This window comes from Branchiibius sp. NY16-3462-2, assembly GCF_001594145.1.
Taxonomy (GTDB): domain Bacteria; phylum Actinomycetota; class Actinomycetes; order Actinomycetales; family Dermatophilaceae; genus Branchiibius.
The window spans coordinates 217,405-235,308 of sequence record NZ_LVCF01000025.1; the positions used below are offsets into that span (position 1 = coordinate 217,405).

Annotated in this window: 20 protein-coding genes; 8 read left to right on the forward strand and 12 right to left on the reverse strand. The window is 67.0% G+C overall.

Going from position 1 to position 17,904, the window contains the following annotated elements; genetic code table 11:
• Positions 1-20: 20 nt before the first annotated feature.
• Positions 21-1,691 (forward strand): bifunctional aspartate transaminase/aspartate 4-decarboxylase, encoded by a 1,671-nt coding sequence (locus AZH51_RS07075; RefSeq protein ID WP_291522686.1) that lies wholly within the window; start codon positions 21-23, stop codon positions 1,689-1,691.
• Here the strand turns inward: AZH51_RS07075 and AZH51_RS07080 are convergent.
• The 5 genes from AZH51_RS07080 to AZH51_RS07100 are packed head-to-tail and all read right to left on the reverse strand — an operon-like array spanning position 1,627 to position 5,928.
• Positions 1,627-3,120, reverse strand: coding sequence for a hypothetical protein (locus tag AZH51_RS07080; protein WP_291522687.1), 1,494 nt, complete (start codon positions 3,118-3,120; stop codon positions 1,627-1,629). The two genes, AZH51_RS07075 and AZH51_RS07080, sit on opposite strands and share 65 nt — an antisense overlap.
• Positions 3,117-3,791 (reverse strand): glycosyltransferase family 2 protein, encoded by a 675-nt coding sequence (locus AZH51_RS07085; protein ID WP_291522688.1) that lies wholly within the window; start codon positions 3,789-3,791, stop codon positions 3,117-3,119. Before AZH51_RS07085 ends, AZH51_RS07080 begins: the two co-directional genes overlap by 4 nt.
• On the reverse strand, positions 3,788-4,657 hold the full coding sequence (locus AZH51_RS07090; protein WP_291522689.1) for a DUF5926 family protein: 870 nt from the start codon (positions 4,655-4,657) through the stop codon (positions 3,788-3,790). Before AZH51_RS07090 ends, AZH51_RS07085 begins: the two co-directional genes overlap by 4 nt.
• A 21-nt stretch (positions 4,658-4,678) precedes the next feature.
• Positions 4,679-5,116, reverse strand: a complete 438-nt coding sequence (locus AZH51_RS07095; RefSeq protein WP_291522691.1) for an ATP-binding protein — start codon at positions 5,114-5,116, stop codon at positions 4,679-4,681.
• Positions 5,113-5,928, reverse strand: coding sequence for a glycerophosphodiester phosphodiesterase family protein (locus tag AZH51_RS07100; protein ID WP_291522693.1), 816 nt, complete (start codon positions 5,926-5,928; stop codon positions 5,113-5,115). Before AZH51_RS07100 ends, AZH51_RS07095 begins: the two co-directional genes overlap by 4 nt.
• Before the next feature lie 46 nt (positions 5,929-5,974).
• Here AZH51_RS07100 and AZH51_RS07105 point away from each other — a divergent pair, with 46 nt between their 5' ends.
• Positions 5,975-6,442, forward strand: a complete 468-nt coding sequence (locus tag AZH51_RS07105; protein ID WP_291522695.1) for a MerR family transcriptional regulator — start codon at positions 5,975-5,977, stop codon at positions 6,440-6,442.
• Positions 6,439-7,425, forward strand: coding sequence for an aldo/keto reductase (locus AZH51_RS07110; RefSeq protein ID WP_291522697.1), 987 nt, complete (start codon positions 6,439-6,441; stop codon positions 7,423-7,425). The genes AZH51_RS07105 and AZH51_RS07110 overlap by 4 nt, the downstream gene beginning before the upstream one ends.
• On the opposite strand, the gene AZH51_RS07115 is transcribed toward AZH51_RS07110, so the two are convergent.
• Positions 7,405-8,832 carry a UDP-N-acetylmuramoyl-L-alanyl-D-glutamate--2,6-diaminopimelate ligase gene (locus AZH51_RS07115; RefSeq protein ID WP_291522699.1) on the reverse strand — a complete coding sequence of 476 codons (1,428 nt, stop codon included), beginning with the start codon at positions 8,830-8,832 and terminating at the stop codon, positions 7,405-7,407. The two genes, AZH51_RS07110 and AZH51_RS07115, sit on opposite strands and share 21 nt — an antisense overlap.
• 138 nt (positions 8,833-8,970) lie before the next feature.
• Positions 8,971-9,291 carry an NUDIX domain-containing protein gene (locus AZH51_RS18715; protein WP_367188033.1) on the reverse strand — a complete coding sequence of 107 codons (321 nt, stop codon included), beginning with the start codon at positions 9,289-9,291 and terminating at the stop codon, positions 8,971-8,973.
• Here AZH51_RS18715 and AZH51_RS07120 point away from each other — a divergent pair.
• From AZH51_RS07120 to AZH51_RS07135, 4 genes are read left to right on the forward strand one after another with little or no spacing between them, the layout of a single operon-like run.
• Positions 9,277-10,623 (forward strand): DUF222 domain-containing protein, encoded by a 1,347-nt coding sequence (locus tag AZH51_RS07120; protein ID WP_291522700.1) that lies wholly within the window; start codon positions 9,277-9,279, stop codon positions 10,621-10,623. The genes AZH51_RS18715 and AZH51_RS07120 overlap by 15 nt on opposite strands.
• A gap of 51 nt (positions 10,624-10,674) precedes the next feature.
• The gene (locus AZH51_RS07125) at positions 10,675-11,358 is read left to right on the forward strand and encodes a VIT1/CCC1 transporter family protein (protein WP_291522702.1); all 684 of its coding nucleotides are present in this window, start codon (positions 10,675-10,677) and stop codon (positions 11,356-11,358) included.
• Positions 11,359-11,388: 30 nt separating this feature from the next.
• Complete coding sequence (locus tag AZH51_RS07130; protein ID WP_291522704.1) at positions 11,389-12,063, forward strand: VIT1/CCC1 transporter family protein; 675 nt, start codon at positions 11,389-11,391, stop codon at positions 12,061-12,063.
• Positions 12,064-12,114: 51 nt separating this feature from the next.
• The gene (locus AZH51_RS07135) at positions 12,115-13,398 is read left to right on the forward strand and encodes a deoxyribodipyrimidine photo-lyase (RefSeq protein ID WP_291522706.1); all 1,284 of its coding nucleotides are present in this window, start codon (positions 12,115-12,117) and stop codon (positions 13,396-13,398) included.
• Here AZH51_RS07135 and AZH51_RS07140 read toward each other — a convergent pair.
• The 4 genes from AZH51_RS07140 to AZH51_RS07155 are packed head-to-tail and all read right to left on the reverse strand — an operon-like array spanning position 13,377 to position 16,337.
• Entirely contained in the window at positions 13,377-13,769 is a 393-nt protein-coding gene (locus AZH51_RS07140) for a Fur family transcriptional regulator (protein WP_291522708.1), read from the reverse strand. The genes AZH51_RS07135 and AZH51_RS07140 overlap by 22 nt on opposite strands.
• On the reverse strand, positions 13,766-14,617 hold the full coding sequence (locus tag AZH51_RS07145; RefSeq protein WP_291522710.1) for a metal ABC transporter permease: 852 nt from the start codon (positions 14,615-14,617) through the stop codon (positions 13,766-13,768). The genes AZH51_RS07140 and AZH51_RS07145 overlap by 4 nt, the downstream gene beginning before the upstream one ends.
• Complete coding sequence (locus AZH51_RS07150) at positions 14,617-15,426, reverse strand: metal ABC transporter ATP-binding protein (protein WP_291522713.1); 810 nt, start codon at positions 15,424-15,426, stop codon at positions 14,617-14,619. Before AZH51_RS07150 ends, AZH51_RS07145 begins: the two co-directional genes overlap by 1 nt.
• Complete coding sequence (locus AZH51_RS07155; RefSeq protein ID WP_291522715.1) at positions 15,423-16,337, reverse strand: zinc ABC transporter substrate-binding protein; 915 nt, start codon at positions 16,335-16,337, stop codon at positions 15,423-15,425. Before AZH51_RS07155 ends, AZH51_RS07150 begins: the two co-directional genes overlap by 4 nt.
• A gap of 142 nt (positions 16,338-16,479) precedes the next feature.
• Between AZH51_RS07155 and AZH51_RS07160 the strand changes: the two genes are divergently transcribed.
• Positions 16,480-17,091, forward strand: a complete 612-nt coding sequence (locus tag AZH51_RS07160) for an HdeD family acid-resistance protein (RefSeq protein ID WP_291522717.1) — start codon at positions 16,480-16,482, stop codon at positions 17,089-17,091.
• A 31-nt stretch (positions 17,092-17,122) separates the two neighbouring features.
• Here the strand turns inward: AZH51_RS07160 and AZH51_RS07165 are convergent, their stop codons facing one another.
• Positions 17,123-17,899 carry an enoyl-CoA hydratase-related protein gene (locus AZH51_RS07165; protein WP_291522719.1) on the reverse strand — a complete coding sequence of 259 codons (777 nt, stop codon included), beginning with the start codon at positions 17,897-17,899 and terminating at the stop codon, positions 17,123-17,125.
• Positions 17,900-17,904: the final 5 nt, after the last annotated feature.

The window sequence follows — 17,904 nt, forward strand, 5'->3', positions numbered from 1 at the left end:
CTTCTGATAGGAGAACCCCCATGGCCACCCAGACATTCACCCGGGCCGAGATCCACGCCCTGTCCCAGCTGAGCCCGTTCGAACTCAAGAACAAGTTCATCGAGTTGGCACAAGAAGCCCAGGAGGACCAACCCGGGCAGAAGGGCAAGTCGAGCGTGCAGATGCTCAACGCCGGCCGGGGTAACCCCAACTGGGTCGCCACCGGACCACGCGAAGCGTTCTACGCCCTGGGCTACTTCTCGGTGTCAGAGTCCCGCCGGGTCTGGACCGCGGACAACCTGGGCGGGATGCCCGACGCTGCAGGCGCCCACCAGCGGTTCGAGTCCTTCGTGCGCACCCACCCCGAGTTGCCGGGCGTCGAACTGCTCAAGGAGTGCGTCGACTACGCCTTGGCCCAGTTCGGGTTCGACGCCGATGCCTTCATCCACGAACTCGCCGACAGCTCGATCGCCGACAACTACCCCGTGCCGGGCCGGGTGCTGAAGTACACCGAGACCGTCCTGCGCGCCTACCTGGCCAAGGAGATGTACGCCGACAAGAACCGCGGCGAGTCCCTCAAGTTGTTCCCGACCGAGGGTGGCACGGCCGCGATGTGCTACATCTTCGACTCGCTGATGAAGAACGGCCTGCTGCACCACGGCGACAAGATCGCTCTGCTGGTACCGGTTTTCACGCCGTACATCGAGATCCCCGAGCTCGAGACCTACGGGTTCGACGTCACCCGGGTCGAAGCGTCGCTCTTCGCCGAAACCGGGGTCCGCGAATGGCGCTACCCGGAGGAGGAGATCGCCAAACTTGCCGACCCGGACATCAAGATGGTCTGCCTGGTCAACCCGTCCAACCCGCCATCGCTGGAGTTGGGCGACCGGGCCCGTCGCCAGATCATCGAAATCGTCGGGACCAGCAACCCCAACCTGATCATCGTCACCGACGACGTCTACGGAACCTTCGTGGAGGGCTTCCACTCGATTGCCGCCGACCTGCCCCGCAACACCCTGCTGGTCTACTCCTACTCCAAGCACTACGGCGCGACAGGTTGGCGACTGGGTGTTATCGGGCTCGACGACGACAACGTGATCGACGAACTCATCGCGGCCCAGTCGCAGGAGGACAAGGACCGGCTCAACAAGCGCTATGGCTCGCTGTCGTTGGAGCCGGAGAAGATCAAGTTCATCGACCGCCTGGTCGCCGACTCCCGGCAGGTGGCTCTCAACCACACCGCGGGTCTATCGCTGCCGCAGCAGATGATGATGGTGCTGTTCTCGCTGTTCGATCTGCTGGACCAGGGGCAGGACTACAAGTACCGGGTCCGCGACATCGTGCGACGCCGGCTCGATCTCCTGCTGGAGGGCGTCCAGCTCACCGTCAACGACGACCCGCACCGCGCCGGTTACTACATCGAACTCGACCTCCTCGCCGAAGCCCAGTTGGCGTTCGGTCAGGAGTTCGTGGACTTCCTGCAGGCGAACTACGAGCCGGTCGACCCGCTGTTCCGGCTCTCGGCGAAGACCGGTGTGGTGCTGCTCAACGGCGGTGGTTTCGATGGTCCGGAGTGGTCGGTGCGTGTGTCCCTGGCCAACCTGGACGACCTCGACTACCTGAAGATCGGCCACCATCTGCAGACGATCATGGACGACTACGCGCAGGACTGGCAGGACTCGAAGACGAAGACTGCGGAGGCGAAGAAGTAGCAGCTCGCCAACCCAACAGTGCGAACGCGGCGACGATGATCCAGCCGAGGTAGGGCGCGACGTTCTCCCGGAAGCCGAGGGTCCAGTCCGCGGTGCTCTGATCCAGTCCGCTGGCGCGGCCGGGTACGTAGGCCAGAGCCATGACCACCGAACGTACGACGAGCAGCGCGTCCCAGACGAACGCGGCCAGCAGGGGCAGCAGCAGCCAGGTCGTCGCGTCGTACCAGGGCAACGTGTAGGGCGCGAGGACGGCGAACGCCGTCGACAGCACGAACGTCGCGACTACAGCGTGCCGGGTCAGTGGATCCGTGATGCGATCGGCCAATCCGTAGCGTCGGATCACCGCCCACAACCCATAGGCAAAGAGCACCATCGCTGCGGTCGCTAGTAGGAAAACGACCGTGGTGACCAGCCACTCGGGCAGACCCAGCACCCGCAGCAACCGGATCGGCAGAGACCACGGGGACGCGTAGGAGAACGAACCGCCGGCCGCACCCAGCTGATGCAGCACGTGCGGACCGGCCACGACGTAACAGGGCACGATCACCAACATCGCGCCACCGAGCAGCGACCACAGCCGGCCCGGCAGCACCCAGGTCCCGCGAGCACCGATCCGGCGCCGGTCCACCTGCCACCAGGCCCAGGCCAGCGCGAGGCCGACCACGCCGTACGTCACCTTGGTGCTGAACGCGGCTCCGGTCAGCGCGCCCGCGAGCCACGGTGATCGTCGGGCCGCGAGCAGGGCTGCCACCACGAAGAATCCGGCGATCAGGTCCACGTGCGCCCCCAGGACCAGGATGCCGAACACCACCGGGTTGAAGGTCCACAGCAGGTCGATCCGACCGCGTCGGCCGGGTGCCAGTTGGAGCAACACCCAACGGCAGCCGAGCCAGGCGAGCACGATGAAGATCTGCCAGATCCACACCGTGACGCGCAGGTTCTGGCCGCCGATGAAGGACGAAATGGCTTGCAGCATCGTCGCGAACGGTCCGTAGATGCTGGGCGTGTGCTGCCACGGCGGCTGCACCGCGGCGGTCACGGGATCCAGCCCACCGTGCCAGCCGATCGGCGATTCGAGGTACGGGTCGCCGCCCTGCGCCGCGATCCGACCGTAGGCCGCATAGTTGACGTGGTCGGCCGAGCCGAACGGACCGGTCAGGAGCGCAAGTACGCCGAGCCCGACCGGCAGTGCCCATCCCCAGACCCGGGTCGGCGGGCGCAGAAGCGCGAGGATCACCCCGATCCCACCGGCGATGAAGGCGATGTAGAGCAGCACGCTGACGCTGGTCGGCGACAGCTGCCAGTCCAAGGTGCCGGGCGCCCAACCACGCGGCCCCAGGGGAGGTTTGGCGGCTGACGGTCCAGCCATGCCGACCGCGATGAGAATCGCGAACGACAGGACGAGAAGCCCCGTGCGCACCCTGCTCATCGGCGCATCGCCCGCCATCGACGTACGCCGAGTGCCCGGGCCACGTCGCGATATTGAGCCGCGCGGTGCACCTGCCCGCGCCAATCCGACCCGGTGACGCGATGACGCAGTTCGCAGGGCACCTCACGGACCCGCAGACCGGCCTGCAGCACGTCAACGGTCAGACCCACCTCGACACCCCAGCCCGCCGCCAGGGGCGAACCGGCGTGCAATGCAGCTTGATTCAGGCATCGCATTCCTGACAACGGCTGAGTGGCCTCCCAACCGGTGAGACGACGGATCCCGCCACGTGCCAGCCGCACCACGAAACCGTGTCCCCCACCGGGGCCCTGCGGCGGCAGGATCGCGATGGTCATGTCGGCTTCATCGTCGGCCACAGGAGGCACCAGAACCCCCACAGCAGAGGCTGATTCACCCAGATCGGCATCGACGAAGAGCACTTGGTCGACGTCTCCGATCTCGGCCAGTCCCGTCGTGAGGGCGGCCGCCTTGCCCTGGTTGCGGCGATGCTGCACCACCGTCGCACCCGCGGCACGGGCCAGCTCGGCCGTGTCATCAGACGAACCGTCGTCGACGACCACCACCTCGGCACCGAGGTCGCGGACAGCCTGGACGGTAGCGGCGATGCGCTCCGCTTCGTCCTTGGCAGGAATGATGGCGGCGAGGCTCACCGGATCGTCAGCTGCCTACTCACCAGGCGATCGCGGGCGCGGCGCTGCTCGGCGTCGAGCGGTGCGTCGACCGCGAGGTGGGTCTCGAATCGCTTTGTCAATGCTGCGAAGTCGTCGACGATGGCGTCGGGCTCCAACGCCGTGTCGACCTCCCACACCGGCACGAGCAGGCCACTGGCGCGGAAAGCGCCCAGCAGCCGGCCCTCGCCCAGACCGGCCTCGTCAGCGGCGACCAGCCGCGCGAGAGCATTCGTGGCGGTGTCCTCGTCGGTGCCCAGCACCCAGCGCACGAAGCTGCGGTCACCGACCCGGCACCAATAAGCGGACTGGTCCGGTAGCAGCCGCTGGGTCGGAGCGACCGCTTCGTTGGCGCGCTCGAGGGAGGCTTTCCCGTCCTCGTCCAGGTCGCCGTCCTCGACCCAGAAGTCGAAACCGTCGTAGAGCGTGGGCTCGAAGGTCGTGCTGGTGATCAGGTCCTGCAGGCGCGGGGTGTCGAAGGTCGGTCGAGGCACAGCGGTCAATGGCTGGCCGGGCTCCAAGTCCAGCGCGGCGATGAGTGCAGCGGCCAGGTCGCGGCTGGCGTCGCCGGAGCCACCGCCGCTCTGCATCGCGATCAACACGTGGCCACCGTCATCGGTGGCGCGGTGCAGAGCCGGCCAGGCCATCGGCAGGACGGTGGCGATCGTCGCCTGACCGGACCGATCGGCGTACGTGAAATCAACCGAAGCGGTCGCGGCGGGCACGAACTCGCGCAGGGCCACCCAGTCGGTCTCCCCGGCCAGGCCCTCGAAGGGGCGCGCGACGAACGGCGCCGGCACCACCTTTGGCTGCTTGTCCTTACGTTCCCGCCGAGAAGCTTTGCCCATAGGGCTCAACTCTAGGTGGATTCACATCCGGCGCCGCGACGGGCCGCCGAGGGCTGCCCAGACGGTGGTGCGGCCGTCTTCATCGCTGACCCCCCACTCGTGGGCCAGCGAGCGCACGATCCGCAGGCCCCGCCCGCTGCGCGCCCACTCCGAGGACGGTTTGGGCGCGGGTGTCTTGCCGCTGCCGCCGTCGGAGACCTCGATCTCCACCCGCGGCGGACGCACCTTCCAGTGCACGCGGATCGAGCCGTCGGGAAGTGGCTTGCCGTGCAGGATGGCGTTCGCGACCAGTTCGGAGGCAACCTGTTCGGTCTCCTGGACCACCTGCTCCGGCACCGTCGTACCCGCCAGATCCTCCAGTACCGCCTTGCGGATCCGCGGTACGGATTGCAGATCCCACGCCAGGCGCACGGTGCGCACGTGCGCGTCGGTGCCGTCGGCGCCGTCGTTGTCAGTCATGAAACCCCCTGCTGGCTTACCGCGAAGCGTACGTCGGCCGGCCGGTTGGTGATGATGGCGTCCACCCCCAGCTCGAGACACAGGGCGACGTCCTCGGGTTGATCGACGGTCCAGACGTGCACTTCGCGTCCGGCGGCGTGCTGCCGCGCCACGAACTCGGGGAAGCGTTTGATGATGCCCAGCCGCGGTCCGACGATGGGCAGGTCGGCCGGGAAGAAATCGATGACCCGCAGGCCGGCACCGACCTCGATCAGTTGCACCCGCTGCAGGCTGGGGGCCAACCGGCCGAAGCGGGCAACAGCACGGGTCGAGAACGACATCATCCGCACGCGCGGTTTGTCGGGTGCGGGAGTCAGCAGGTCGTATTCGCGCAGGACGGAGACGAGTTTGCGCTCGACGTCGCCGGCCCAGCGGGTCGGGTGTTTGGTCTCGATGACCAGTTCGAGGGGGCGGTCGGCGGCCAGGACCGAGCGGATCAGCTGACGCAGCGTGAGGATCTGGGCGTGGTGCCGGTCCGGCTCTTCCGACTCATCGGGGTGTTCGCGCTTCCAGCTGCCCCAGTCCATACCTTCCAGTTGGGCCAGCTCCAACTCGGAGACGACCCCCTCGCCGTCCGAGGTGCGGTTGACCCGGCGGTCGTGCACACAGACCAGGTGTTGGTCGGCGGTGAGCCGCACGTCGCATTCGAGACCGTCCGCGCCTTCATCGATAGCGCGCAGGTAGGCCCCGAGGGTGTGTTCGGGTTCGGCGTGGCTGGAGCCGCGGTGCGCGATCACCCGCGGCGGTTTCCCGGACAGCGTCACGCGGGACATTCTGGCACTTGCGTTCGAGCGCGCTCAAAGCCCTAGCGTCGTGTTTATGACATCCAGCGAACACCTGATGCGCCGGGCCCTGGCCGCTCTCGATGAGCTCGACGGCCCGATGTCGGTGGAGGTGATTCATCGGCTGACCGAGTTGCCGGTCCTGGACTCGCCGCTCACTGTGGCGCAGGTCGCAGACCTGCTCGACGTCAGCCCGCATTCGCTGCGTTACTACGAGCGCATCGGTCTGGTGTCGGTGGCCCGCGACGGGGCGGGGCAACGCGCCTACTCCGCGGACGCCGTACGCCGATTGGTCTTCATCACGCGAATGCGGCTGTCGGGTATGCCGATCCACGACCTGCAGCACTACGTCTCGCTCGTCGACCTGGGTGAGGAGACCGTGCCAGAGCGCCTCGACATGTTGCTGGAGCACCGGGACACCATCCGCCGCCAGATCCGCGAGTTGACGCTGTCGCTCGCGGCGACCGAATACAAGATCGCGACCTACGGAGGCCACACCTCATGAAGTACCGCACCATCGGCGACCTGTCCGTCTCCGCCCTCGGCCTGGGCTGCATGGGCATGAGCTTCGCCTACGGGCCCGCCGACTCTGGCGAAGCGCTGGCCACCCTGTCGCGCGCGCTTGAGTTGGGGGTCAACTTCTTCGACACCGCCGACATGTACGGCGTGGGCGGAGCCAACGAGAAACTCCTGTCCACGTTCCTGGCCGACCATCGTTCCGAGGTGGTGCTGGCGACCAAGTTCGGCATCGTCACGTCTCCGGACACGGGTCTGCCCGCGGGGGTGAACGGTTCGCCGGCCTACGTGCGGCAGGCGGTGGACGCGTCGCTGCAGCGGTTGGGTACCGACGTGATCGACCTGTACTACCTGCACCGCGTCGACCCGGAGGTGCCGATCGAGGAGACCGTGGGGGCGATGGCCTCGCTGGTGGCGGCCGGCAAGGTGCGGCACCTGGGCATCTCCGAGGCGTCGGCTTCGACCCTGCGACGGGCGGCTGCGGTGCATCCAATCGCGGCGCTGCAGTCGGAATGGTCAGTGTTCAGCCGCGACATCGAGGCATCGGACGTGGTCGCCGCGCGGGAGATCGGCGCGGCGATCGTGCCGTACAGCCCGCTGGGCCGGGGGATGCTGACGGGATCTGCTGCGGCCCTCGCACCTTCTGCTGGGGACTTCCGCTCGACGCTGCCGCGTTGGCAATCGGCGAATCTGGAACGCAACCGGGAGCTGGTCGCTTCCGTGCAGTCGATCGCCGCGTCATTGGACGCCACGCCGGGCCAGGTGGCTCTGGCCTGGTTGCTGGCGCAGGGCGAGGACGTGATCCCGATCCCGGGCACCAAGCGGCGGTCCTACCTGGAGGAGAACGTCGGGGCGGTGTCGTTGCCGCTGTCCACCGAGCACCTCTCCACCTTGTCGGCGCTGCAGCCTGCTGGAGAACGCTACCCGGACATGGCCTGGGTTGCGGGCGAATCAGCCTCTCTCGCGGAGTAATTCGGCGGCGACGGTGGCGTCGTGGAAATCGACGTCGCCGTCCGGCAGGTGCTGGACGCGCTCGTGACCTTTGCCGGCGATGAGCACCAGGTCGCCTGGTTGCGCTTCATCAAGGGCCTTGGCGATGGCCTCGCGTCGGTCCAGGATCACCTCGTGGCCGGGAGCGCCCGCCTTCACCTCGTGGGCGATGGCGTCGGGTGACTCGTCGTAGGAGTCGTCGGTGGTGATGATGCCGATGTCGGCCTTCTCGGTGGCGACGGCGCCCATCTTCGGTCGCTTGGCGGGGTCGCGTCGACCCGCTGCTCCGTAGACCACGATGACCCGCCCCTGCGTGACTGAGCGCGCCACGTCGAGGACCGCCGACAGGCCGACGTCGGTGTGTGCGTAGTCGACGATGACTTCGATGCCCTGATCGTTGGAGACGCGCTCGAAACGACCTGGCACCTGTGGGATCTCGGCTACGGCTCGCTGCAACGTGTCGGGATCCATGCCGGTTTCGAGAGCGATCGCTGCAGCACCCGTGACGTTGAGGACGTTGTAGTCACCGAGCAGCGGCATGTGCAGGGGCAGTTCCTGCTGCGGGGTGCGCAGGACGAAATCCGTTCCGGCAGCTGTTTGTTCGATATCAACTGCTCGGTAGTCGGCGTCGCTGGCTGTACCGAAGCGCAAGGTGCCGCTGATCTCGTTAGCCAGGCGGGCGCCGTACGGGTCATCGACGTTCGCCAGCTTTGGCCCGTCGGTCCACTCGAACAGTCGGCGCTTGGTCAGGTAGTAGTCCTCCATCGTGGGGTGGAAGTCCAGATGGTCGCGGGACAGGTTCGTGAAAAGGGCTGCCGCGTAATGGGTTCCGGCGACCCGCTGCAGCGCGATGCCGTGCGAGCTGGTCTCCAGGACGACATACTGGACGCCCTCGTCCCGCATCCGTGCCAAGGTGCCCTGGACCAGGGGGGCCTCACCCGTCGTACGCACGGCCGGTCGGCGGTCGGTGCCCACGATGATCTCGGCGGTGCTCAGCAGACCGGTCCTGGCGGCGCCGTAGGCACCAGAGAGAATGCCATGCAGCACATAGGAACTCGTCGTCTTGCCGTTGGTGCCGGTGATGCCGTAGACGGTCAGGTGCTTGGAGGGGTCACCGTTCACGGCGACGGCCAGCCGCGCCATGGCCGCTCTAGTGTCGGGCACCACGGCGGTGGGGGCGTCGTCGATGGGATGGTCCGCGACGATGAGCGTGGCACCCTGCTCGAGGGCTTGCGGGACGAAGCGGGCTCCGTCGGTGGTGAAACCCTTGATCGCGACGTACGCCGAGCCGGGGCCGACCGCGCGCGAATCGTTGGTCACCGCGCTCACCTGCACGTCAGGCACATCGACACCGAGTACGTCGCGCAGGGCCGGGCCGTCCAGAATCACCGCGCGAGCGTATCGCTTGGTCTTTCTTGCCCTATCTAGGCTCGCCGCTAGACAGGTAGATACGGGGCAATCATGCCTCGGGTAACCAGCCGATCGCCCGGAATGTATTCAGCGCGAACTCTCCAACGTCAGGTGGGGTCAGTTCCGAACGGGCGAACCACTTCGCGGCGCCGAACCGGCGATCCGCGCGGCGTACACGGCGCTGACGTAGGCGACCTGATCTCCGTGGGGATAGGTCACCCGGAACTGTGGTCCGCCGATCACTCCGAGGAGGCCGGTGAGTTCGACGTCGAGACCGGTCTCCTCCTTGGCCTCCCGACGCGCCGTGCCCGACCTTCTCCCGCAGACGGGCAATGTGTGGAGCGACCGGCATTCTCCCAACGTACCTACGCGCTCAGCTGTGGGTCGCAGGATGTTGTCGGTGGTCGCAAGTACGGTCGTTTCATGGATGGGAAGCACCTTCTGGACGAGGCCGAGCAGGCCTCGATCGCAACCGTGCAGCGGTGGCGCGCTGAGGTGAATGCGACGGCGGGACAGGCTGCTTCACCACGGATCCAGCAGGGTTTGATTCAGGAGTTGGAGTACCTCAAGGACGCGATCACCGCCCGGCAGATCAAGTTGACCGCAGCTTCGTCTGAGGACACCCGTGCCCGTCGCCCGGGGATTCCGCATGACCGTTCGGATCGGCACACCGGGGTTGGAGTGGCCTTCGCGCGCCGACGTCACCCGGTGGCTGGGCAGCGGTTGGTGCACCAAGCCCGGGTCATCGTGGGCGAGATGCCGTCGGTATTGGCGGCGATGCGGGCTGGCCACCTGAACGAGGAGGCCGCCGCGGTCCTGGTCCGCGAGACCGAGGGCCTGAACCCGGCCGCCCGCGCACAAACCGCTCAGGAGTTGCAGGACCGGTGGCAGTACCTCGGCGAACGTGGCCTGCGGGAAGCGGCCCGGGGCATCGTCACGCGGCTGGATCCCGACCTGGCCAAGGTGCGCGCGATCGCCGCTGCCGAGGACCGGCACGTGACCTGGCGTTCGGCACCGGACTCGATGATGCGCCTGAGTGCCCTGGTGCCGGCCACCACCGGGTTGGGCTGTGTTCAAGCCCTGCAGTCCGCCGCGCAGGCTGCCATCAAGGAAAAGGGCGCGGAGAAGGTCACCCAGCAGGACCGTCGCCGCGCCGAGGCGGATGCCCTGGTGGCCCTGATCACCGGGGCCGAGTCGGGGCAGCAGCCCCCGGTCGATGTGCGGGTCAACCTGATGATCCCGATCGAGGCCCTGACCGGGGACGCGCCCGGAGTGTTGGACGGGTACGGCACGATCAGCGGCCACCTGGCGCGGGACCTGATCACGGCGTGCCCCGACGAGCAGGGCCCGGCCATCCGGCGGATCTTCACCGCGCCCGAGCATCAGGAGCTGATCGGGATGGAAAGCACCTCCCGCAGCTACACCGGGTTGCTGCGTGAGTTCATCCGGTTACGTGATCAACGCTGCCGCACGCCGTACTGCGAGTCACCGGCCAAGCACACCGACCACATCCAGCCCGCCGCGACCGGTGGTCCTACCACCGCAGGCAACGGCCGCGTCACGTGCGCCGGGTGCAACTACGACAAAGAAGACCCCGACTACCACGTCACTGGCGACGCTGGGCAGGTCATCTGCACGGTGGGCGGGGTGAGCGTCCGCTCCCAGCCTCCGCAACCGCCCAGCAGCTCACCGCCGACCACGGTTTTCGGATTCGAACGCAAGTTCATCGACATCATCTGGCACGGCTTCACCACGCCTCGACGCGAGTGAACACGTCGCAAGTGACCGCGAATCCGCCTCTGCCGCCGTACGATCTGCGCTGTGGCGAAGGTGACCCAGGTGACCCCGCGCGTACGCGAGGAGATGTGGCGCGAGCGGGTCGTCGACATGAACGATGGCATCCTCGGCGTGGCTGGCCTGCTCCAAGGACTGGTCGCCGCCGACATCTACAACTCGACGATCGTCATCACGGCCACCATCGCCATCGTCGCGGGTGCCTTCTCGCTGGGCGCCTTGCGGTACACCGAAGCCAGCTTCACCCGCGACGCAGTGATGGACGACATCGCTGAGGAAAAGCGCCTACATGCCCTGTCCCCGGACGAGGAGTTCCAGGAACTCGTCGACATCTATCTCGACAAGGGACTGAGCGATGAGCTGGCGCACCAGGTCGCGACTGAACTGACCGCGCGTGACGCTTTGGCCGCACATCTCACCGAAGAACTCGAGATCGATGAACGAGACATCGCATCCCCGTGGCTCGCCGGATTGAGTGCGTCACTCGCCTTCGCGGTCGGCGCACTGATCCCCACCGTCATCGCGATCGTTGTCACGCCGCACGACCGGCTCCTGGTCACCATCGCTGTCGTCACCCTGTCCCTGGCCCTCACGTCGTTCGTGGGCGCCAAGTTCGGCGGTACCCACCCGCTACGGACCGTGCTGCGCTCGGTGTCCTTCGGCTTGCTCATCATCGGCATCGCCGCGGCCGTCGGCGAAGTCATCTACTGACCACGGCCCCGCCGCACTACGATCTGCGCTGTGGCGAAGGTGACCCCGCGGATACGCGCGCAGATCTGGCGCGAGCGCGTGGTCGACGTCAACGACGGCATCCTCGGAGTGGCCGGTCTGCTCTCGGGTCTGGTCACCGCCGACCTGCGCAGCACCACCATCATCGTCACGGCGGCCGTCGCCATCGCTGCGGGCGCAACCTCGATGGCCGCCATGCGATTCACCGAAGCCTCCTTCAACCGGGACGCGATCATGGAGGAGATCGCGGAGACGAAGCGCCGGTTGGCGCTGACCCCGCAGGAGGAGTACGACGAGTTGGTCGATATCTACCTCGACAAAGGACTCAGCGACCGGTTGGCTCACGAAGTCGCGCAGGAACTCAGCGCCCACAACGCGCTCGAGGCCCACATCGACGACGAACTGGACCTCGACGAGCGCGACTTCCAGTCACCGGTCACCGCCGGGCTGACCGCCGCATTTGCCTTCCTGGTGGGCGCCCTCATGCCGACGCTGATCGCGCTCCTCGTCCCGCCCTACAACCAACTGATGGTCACCCTCGGCGCGGTCACCCTGTCGCTCGGCGTCACCTCGTTCGTGGGCGCGAAGTTCGGTCACACCCACCCGGCCCGCACCATCATCCGAGCGGTCGGCTTCGGGCTCCTGACGCTCGCTATCGCGTCCGGCGTCGGCGAACTGGCCGACTGACGCCCCTCAGGTAGGTGGCAGGCAGCGGGACCGACCGGCAAGGCTGACCCTATGAACCAACCGGCGATCCTGTGGCTGCGTCGCGACCTGCGCCGCCACGACCACCCCGCGCTGCTGAAGGCGCACGAGGACGCCGGCAGCGCAGGCGTCCTGCCCCTCTTCGTGATCGACCCCGTGCTGTGGAAGTCCGCCGGACCAGCCCGGCGCGGCTGGCTGGCCGCGACCCTCAAAGCCACCAGCTCGGCGTACGTCGATCGGCTGGTTATCCGCCTGGGTGACCCTGCCGCCGTGGTCCCGAAGGTGGCTCGTGAGCTCGGCGCCGCGCGCGTGCACGTGACGCGCGAGACCACCCCCTACGGCACGCGGCGGGACCGCAAGATCGCCAAGGAGGTCGAACTCGTCGAGACCGGAACGCCGTACGCGGTCGGACCCGGCCTGATCACCAACGGCAGCGGCAACCCCTACAAGGTGTTCACGCCGTTCTCGAAGGCGTGGCGTGATCACGGCTGGCCGGCGCCCGCACAGGTCGAGAGGGTGCACTGGGCGACCGCGGATTCCGACGGTCGCGTCGAGAAAATGCTCGACAAGGCGATCCGCGAGGCACCTGACCTGCCGCCCGCCGGTGAGGACGCCGCCATGAAGCGCTGGCACGAATTCCTTGACGACATCGGCGATTACGGCGACGACCGCGACCGCCCCGACCTCGACGCCACGTCCCGCCTGTCGCCCTATCTGAAGTACGGCGTCCTGCACCCGCGCACGCTGCTCGCCGAAGTGGCCAGAGGCAAGGGCGCTGAGCGCTACGTCACCGAGTTGGCCTGGCGGGAGTTCTACGCCGACGTCCTCCATCACAACCCGCGCTCCGCGTGGCACGACCTCAACCCGCTCGGCATTCCCTACGACGACCCCGACGAAACCTTCGAGGCGTGGAAGGAGGGTCGCACCGGCTTCCCCATCGTCGACGCGGGAATGCGGCAGCTGAACGAGACCGGCTGGATGCACAACCGGGTCCGGATGATCACCGCCAGCTTCCTCACCAAGGACCTGCACATCTGGTGGCCGCACGGTGCGCGCTACTTCCTGGACCGCCTGATCGACGGCGACATCGCGTCGAACAACCATGGCTGGCAATGGGTTGCGGGCACCGGCACCGATGCTGCTCCGTACTTCCGGGTCTTCAACCCGACCACGCAGGGCGAGAAGTTCGACCCAAAGGGCGCCTACGTCCGCCGCTGGATCCCCGAGCTCGGCACCGACGACTACCCCGAGCCGATCATCGATCACAAGGCCGAGCGCGAGGAGACGCTACGGCGCTACGAGCACCGGGGGCACTGACCGAAGATCTCCACGGTATGGCTGACCTGCGTGTAGCCGGCATCGGCAGCGATCTGCGCCGCCCACTTCTCCACCGCGGAGCTGGCCACTTCGACGCTTGCTCCGCACGAACGGCACACCAGATGGTGATGGTGCGAGTCAGCCTCGGACGGCCCGCACAGCCGGTACCGGCTCTCTCCATCCGGCCCCTGCACGACATCGGCCCGGCCGTCTTCGACGAGTGCGTTCAACTGTCGGTAGACCGTGGCCAGACCGATCGACTGGCCGTCCACCCGCAGGCCCGCGTGCAGTTCCTGCGCGCTGCGGAAGGTCGTATCGGACGCCAACGCCGCCTCGACCGCGGCGCCCTGCTTCGTGACGCGGCGGCTCATGCGACCCTCCTGGCCGTCCAACCGCGAGCGCTGCGGGCCCGCCCGACCGCCCAGCAGATCAGGTAGATCAGGAACGACAACGTGGTGACATATGGACTGATCGGGATGCTCGCACCCGTCGCCAGGAGAATCCCGCCGACCATCGCGATCAGCGCGAAAACCGTTGCCAGCACAGGCGCCCACACCGGCGAAGCGGTCACCCGGAACGCCGCCGCTGCCGGCGTCACGAGCAGCGAGAGCACCAGCAGCGCACCGACGACCTGGATCGACAGTGCGACCGCGACACCGAGCGCCAGCATGAAGGCCAGCGACAACGCCCGCACCGGCACACCGCGGGCCTGCGCGACCTCCGGGTCGACACTGGCGAAGAGCAACGGCCGCCACATGATCAGCAACGCGACGATGGCGACGACCGAGCCGACCAGCAACGCGGCCAGTTGGGTGTCGTCCACTGCCACGATCTGACCCAGCAACAACCCGAACTTGTTGGCCGAACGCCCTTGGTAGAGAGACAAACACAGCACGCCAAGGCCCAGACCGAACGGCATGAGTACGCCGATGATCGAGTTGCGATCCCGCGCCCGGCTCCCGAGGAAGCCGAGAATGGCCGCCGCAATCAACGATCCGATCACCGACCCGGCCACCACGTTGATACCGAAGAGCAGCGCCGCCGACGCGCCCGCAAAGGACAGCTCGCTGATCCCGTGCACCGCGAACGGCAGGTCACGCATCATCACGAAGGTTCCGAACAGGCCACCGAGGAAGCCCAGCGCGACCGCCGCGATGAGCGAATTCTGCACCAGCGGAAGAAGTTCCGCGTAGTCACTGAAGTCAAAGATCCGGTCCATCAGTGCTCCTCCCCCGGGTGGCAGTGCTGATGATGGGTGTCGCCGGCGGCGATGTCGGTGCCGAGCACCACGATGCGATCGCCGCGTCGGATCACCTCGATCGGTGCTCCATAGAGCCGGCTCAGCGTCTCGTCGTTCATCACTTCCTCAACCGTGCCCAGCTGGAAGCTGCCGTCGACCAGGTACAGCACTCGATCGCAATAGGGCAGCACGGGATTCAGCTCATGGGTGATGAAAAGCGTTGCCGTGTCGTTGCGCCGCTGGTCCGAGATCAGTTGCACGATGGCCTGCTGGTGGGGGATGTCCAGGGACACCAGCGGCTCGTCACACAGCAACAGCGCCGGCCGGTTGGCGATGGCCTGCGCGATCCGCAGACGCTGTTGCTCACCTCCGGACAACAACGACATCGGCACATCGGCATAGGAGGACGCCCCCACCTGCTCCAGCAGTTCGTCGACCCGTGCTTCGACACCGGCACGCCGCCGGCCCGGGCCCCAGTGGTTGCCGTCGATGCCCAGGCGCACCAGATCGCGGCCACGGATCGCGAATGCCGAAGCGGACGAACGGTGTTGCGGTACGTAGCCGATGTGTTCGTTGCCCTGATGGACCGGTTCACCGGCCACCCGGACCGTGCCCGAGAGGGGCTGCAACCCGAGGATCGCGCGCAGCAGGCTGGTCTTGCCCGAGCCGTTGGGACCGAGCACGGCGATGAACTCACCCGGCTCGACGGTCAGGTTCAGTCCGCTCCACAGGACGCGATCGCCGTACGCCAATGCGGCGTCGGTCAGCTCCAGTGCCGGGGTACTCACGGCTGGTCCAGGGCGTCAGACAGCGCGGTCAGTTGGCTCTTCATCCAGGTGACGTACGTCGATCCGGCCGGCAGCGTCTCGGTCACCGGCACCGCGGGGACGTGTGCGCTCTTCGCGGTGTCCAGCACTTTCTGAGTGATGGGCCCGGTGGTCTGAGCGTTGTAGACCAGCGCCTTCACTTGGTGAGCGGTGAACAGTTTCAGGGTCTCGTTCAGGACGCCCACCGAGACGTCGTTACCGTCCTCGATCGCGGCGCTGAAGGCTTCCGGGGTCTTGTTGACCAGACCGCACGCCTCCAGCAGGTAGCCCGGCACCGGCTCGGTGATCGCGACCGGTTGGCCGTTGTGGGCGGCCTTCACCGAAGCGGCCTGCGCTTCCAGGGTTTTCATCTGGTCGGTGAAGCCGGCCAGATTCGTGGCGAAGGTGTTCGCATGTGCGGGGTCCAGGGTCGCCAGCTTGTCCTTGATGGCGCCAGCGACCTTCAGGACGGTGGGAAAGTCGTACCAGACGTGTTCGTTGAGGTCCTCGCCCGCGGCAGCCGTCTTGCCGGAGATCTCGACGGCGTTGAGCACGGTGTTGCTGTCTCCGACAGAAGTGACCATCTTGTCCATGAAATCGTCGTAGCCACCGCCGTTCTCGATGACGATGCCGGCGTTCTTGATGGCGAGCTGGTTGCGGACGCTGGCCTCGTATTCGTGTGGGTCCTGGCTGGGGTCATTGATGAACGACGTGACCTGCACCTGATCACCGCCGATGGTTCTGGCGATGTCACCCCACACGTTGGTGGACGCCACCACCTGCACCGGCCCACCGCTGGAGGGGCCCGCCGAGGAGCCGCCACCGCCGCACGCCGCGAGCCCGACAGTGGCTGTTACCAATCCCAGAGAGATCCCCCAGCGGCGTCCTGTCATGACCTAAACGATAACGGTTCTCATTTCCATCAGCAAGTCAGAAGTGGGCGGTACGCGTGAGTAACCCAACATTTTCGCGCGACACGTGTCTCAAACGCGGTCAGGACTGCCGGTAACGCACAGTTATCGCAATACTGCTGGTATGAGCGAAACATTGATCTCCGATCCCGACGACTCCGGTCTCCGGATTGACGCCAATACCCTGGAGCGCACTGTCGCCCAGCGTTTCAAGCAGTTCCTGTTGGTGACCGGTGCGGTGTTGCTGGTCATTGGACTGCTCATCCTGATCTGGCCCGGTCACACCGCCAAGGCCATCACCGCGCTACTGGCGATCGGGGTGCTGTTCTCCGCCCTGGGTAACGCCGCTGTCGCCCTCACCCCCGGCCTGCCGACCCGCGCCCGGGTCATCGCCGCCATCGTTGCGGTGCTGTTTGCGTGGGCCGGCATCTGGGCGCTGTTCAACCTGGGCAGCACGACCGTGGGCCTGGCCTTCGTGGTCGGCCTGTTCATCGGTATCGCGTGGATCATCGACGGCATCGCCGCCCTGGTCACCCTGGGCGACGCACCCTCGAAGGTCTGGGCCGTCATCTTCGGTCTGATCAGCATCGTCGCCGGCGTCATCCTGCTGATCGGCCCGATCTCCGGTGCCGCCATCATCTGGCTGCTGGTCGGAATCGCCTTCGTGGTCATGGGTGTTCTGCAGATCATCCGTGGTCTGCGCTTCGGCAACCAGACGATCAAGGCAACCCTGTAACGAACCCCCTGGGCAAAGCCCCGGTTCTCGGTCACCGACCGCTGAACCGGGGCTTTTCCTTGGCCAGGAAGGACTTCACCGCGCCCAGGTGGTCCTGGGTGAGACCGAGCCGCTGCTGGGCGGGGCCTTCTGCATCGAGCGCCTGGTCCAGCGTCGACGAGGCGGCCTGATCGAGCAGAGCCTTGGACTCGGCGTACGCCGCGGTCGGGCCGGCCGCCAACCCCACCGCGAGTTTGGTTGCGACAGAGAGCACTTCGTCCGGCGCCACCAACTCAGCGGCGATCCCCCAACTAACGGCGTCGGTCGCCGGGAACGGCATCGGCAACAACACCAGACGCCGGGCGCGGGACAACCCCACGGCGCGCTGCAGCGTCCACGACAGGCCCGAGTCGCAGGTCAGCCCGATACCGGTGAAGGCCGTGCCCAGCTTCGCCTCGTTGGACAGCACCATCAGGTCGCACGCGAGCGCGAAGCCGAAACCCGCTCCGACACAAGTGCCGTTGACCGCCGCGATCACCGGCTTGGGCATCGTCGCGATGGATCGCACGATCGGGTTGTAGTGCTCATCAACGGTGTTCAGGCTGCGCTCCGGCGCCGACTCCAGGTTGGCGGCGTGCTCGGCGAGGTCCTGTCCAACGCAGAACGCGGAACCGGTTCCGGTGAGGATGACCGCCCGCACGGACTGGTTGGTCGCGACGCCGGCCAGCGCATCACGCAGCGCCACCTTCACCGCGACGCTCAGCGCCGGCTGCCCCAGGGTGATGGTCGCCACGGACCCGTCGATCGTCGTACTCACAACCTCGCTCATGCCTA

Coding starts and splice junctions, on each gene's coding strand:
- AZH51_RS07140 (WP_291522708.1), bottom strand. CDS start 13,769: ATGAGCCGCCGCGTCACGAAGCAGGGCGCCGCGGTCGAGGCGGCGTTG.
- AZH51_RS07075 (WP_291522686.1), top strand. CDS start 21: ATGGCCACCCAGACATTCACCCGGGCCGAGATCCACGCCCTGTCCCAG.
- AZH51_RS07165 (WP_291522719.1), bottom strand. CDS start 17,899: ATGAGCGAGGTTGTGAGTACGACGATCGACGGGTCCGTGGCGACCATC.
- AZH51_RS07145 (WP_291522710.1), bottom strand. CDS start 14,617: ATGGACCGGATCTTTGACTTCAGTGACTACGCGGAACTTCTTCCGCTG.
- AZH51_RS07105 (WP_291522695.1), top strand. CDS start 5,975: ATGACATCCAGCGAACACCTGATGCGCCGGGCCCTGGCCGCTCTCGAT.
- AZH51_RS07110 (WP_291522697.1), top strand. CDS start 6,439: ATGAAGTACCGCACCATCGGCGACCTGTCCGTCTCCGCCCTCGGCCTG.
- AZH51_RS07155 (WP_291522715.1), bottom strand. CDS start 16,337: ATGACAGGACGCCGCTGGGGGATCTCTCTGGGATTGGTAACAGCCACT.
- AZH51_RS07090 (WP_291522689.1), bottom strand. CDS start 4,657: ATGGGCAAAGCTTCTCGGCGGGAACGTAAGGACAAGCAGCCAAAGGTG.
- AZH51_RS07135 (WP_291522706.1), top strand. CDS start 12,115: ATGAACCAACCGGCGATCCTGTGGCTGCGTCGCGACCTGCGCCGCCAC.
- AZH51_RS07160 (WP_291522717.1), top strand. CDS start 16,480: ATGAGCGAAACATTGATCTCCGATCCCGACGACTCCGGTCTCCGGATT.
- AZH51_RS07100 (WP_291522693.1), bottom strand. CDS start 5,928: ATGTCCCGCGTGACGCTGTCCGGGAAACCGCCGCGGGTGATCGCGCAC.
- AZH51_RS07080 (WP_291522687.1), bottom strand. CDS start 3,120: ATGAGCAGGGTGCGCACGGGGCTTCTCGTCCTGTCGTTCGCGATTCTC.
- AZH51_RS07095 (WP_291522691.1), bottom strand. CDS start 5,116: ATGACTGACAACGACGGCGCCGACGGCACCGACGCGCACGTGCGCACC.
- AZH51_RS07120 (WP_291522700.1), top strand. CDS start 9,277: ATGGATGGGAAGCACCTTCTGGACGAGGCCGAGCAGGCCTCGATCGCA.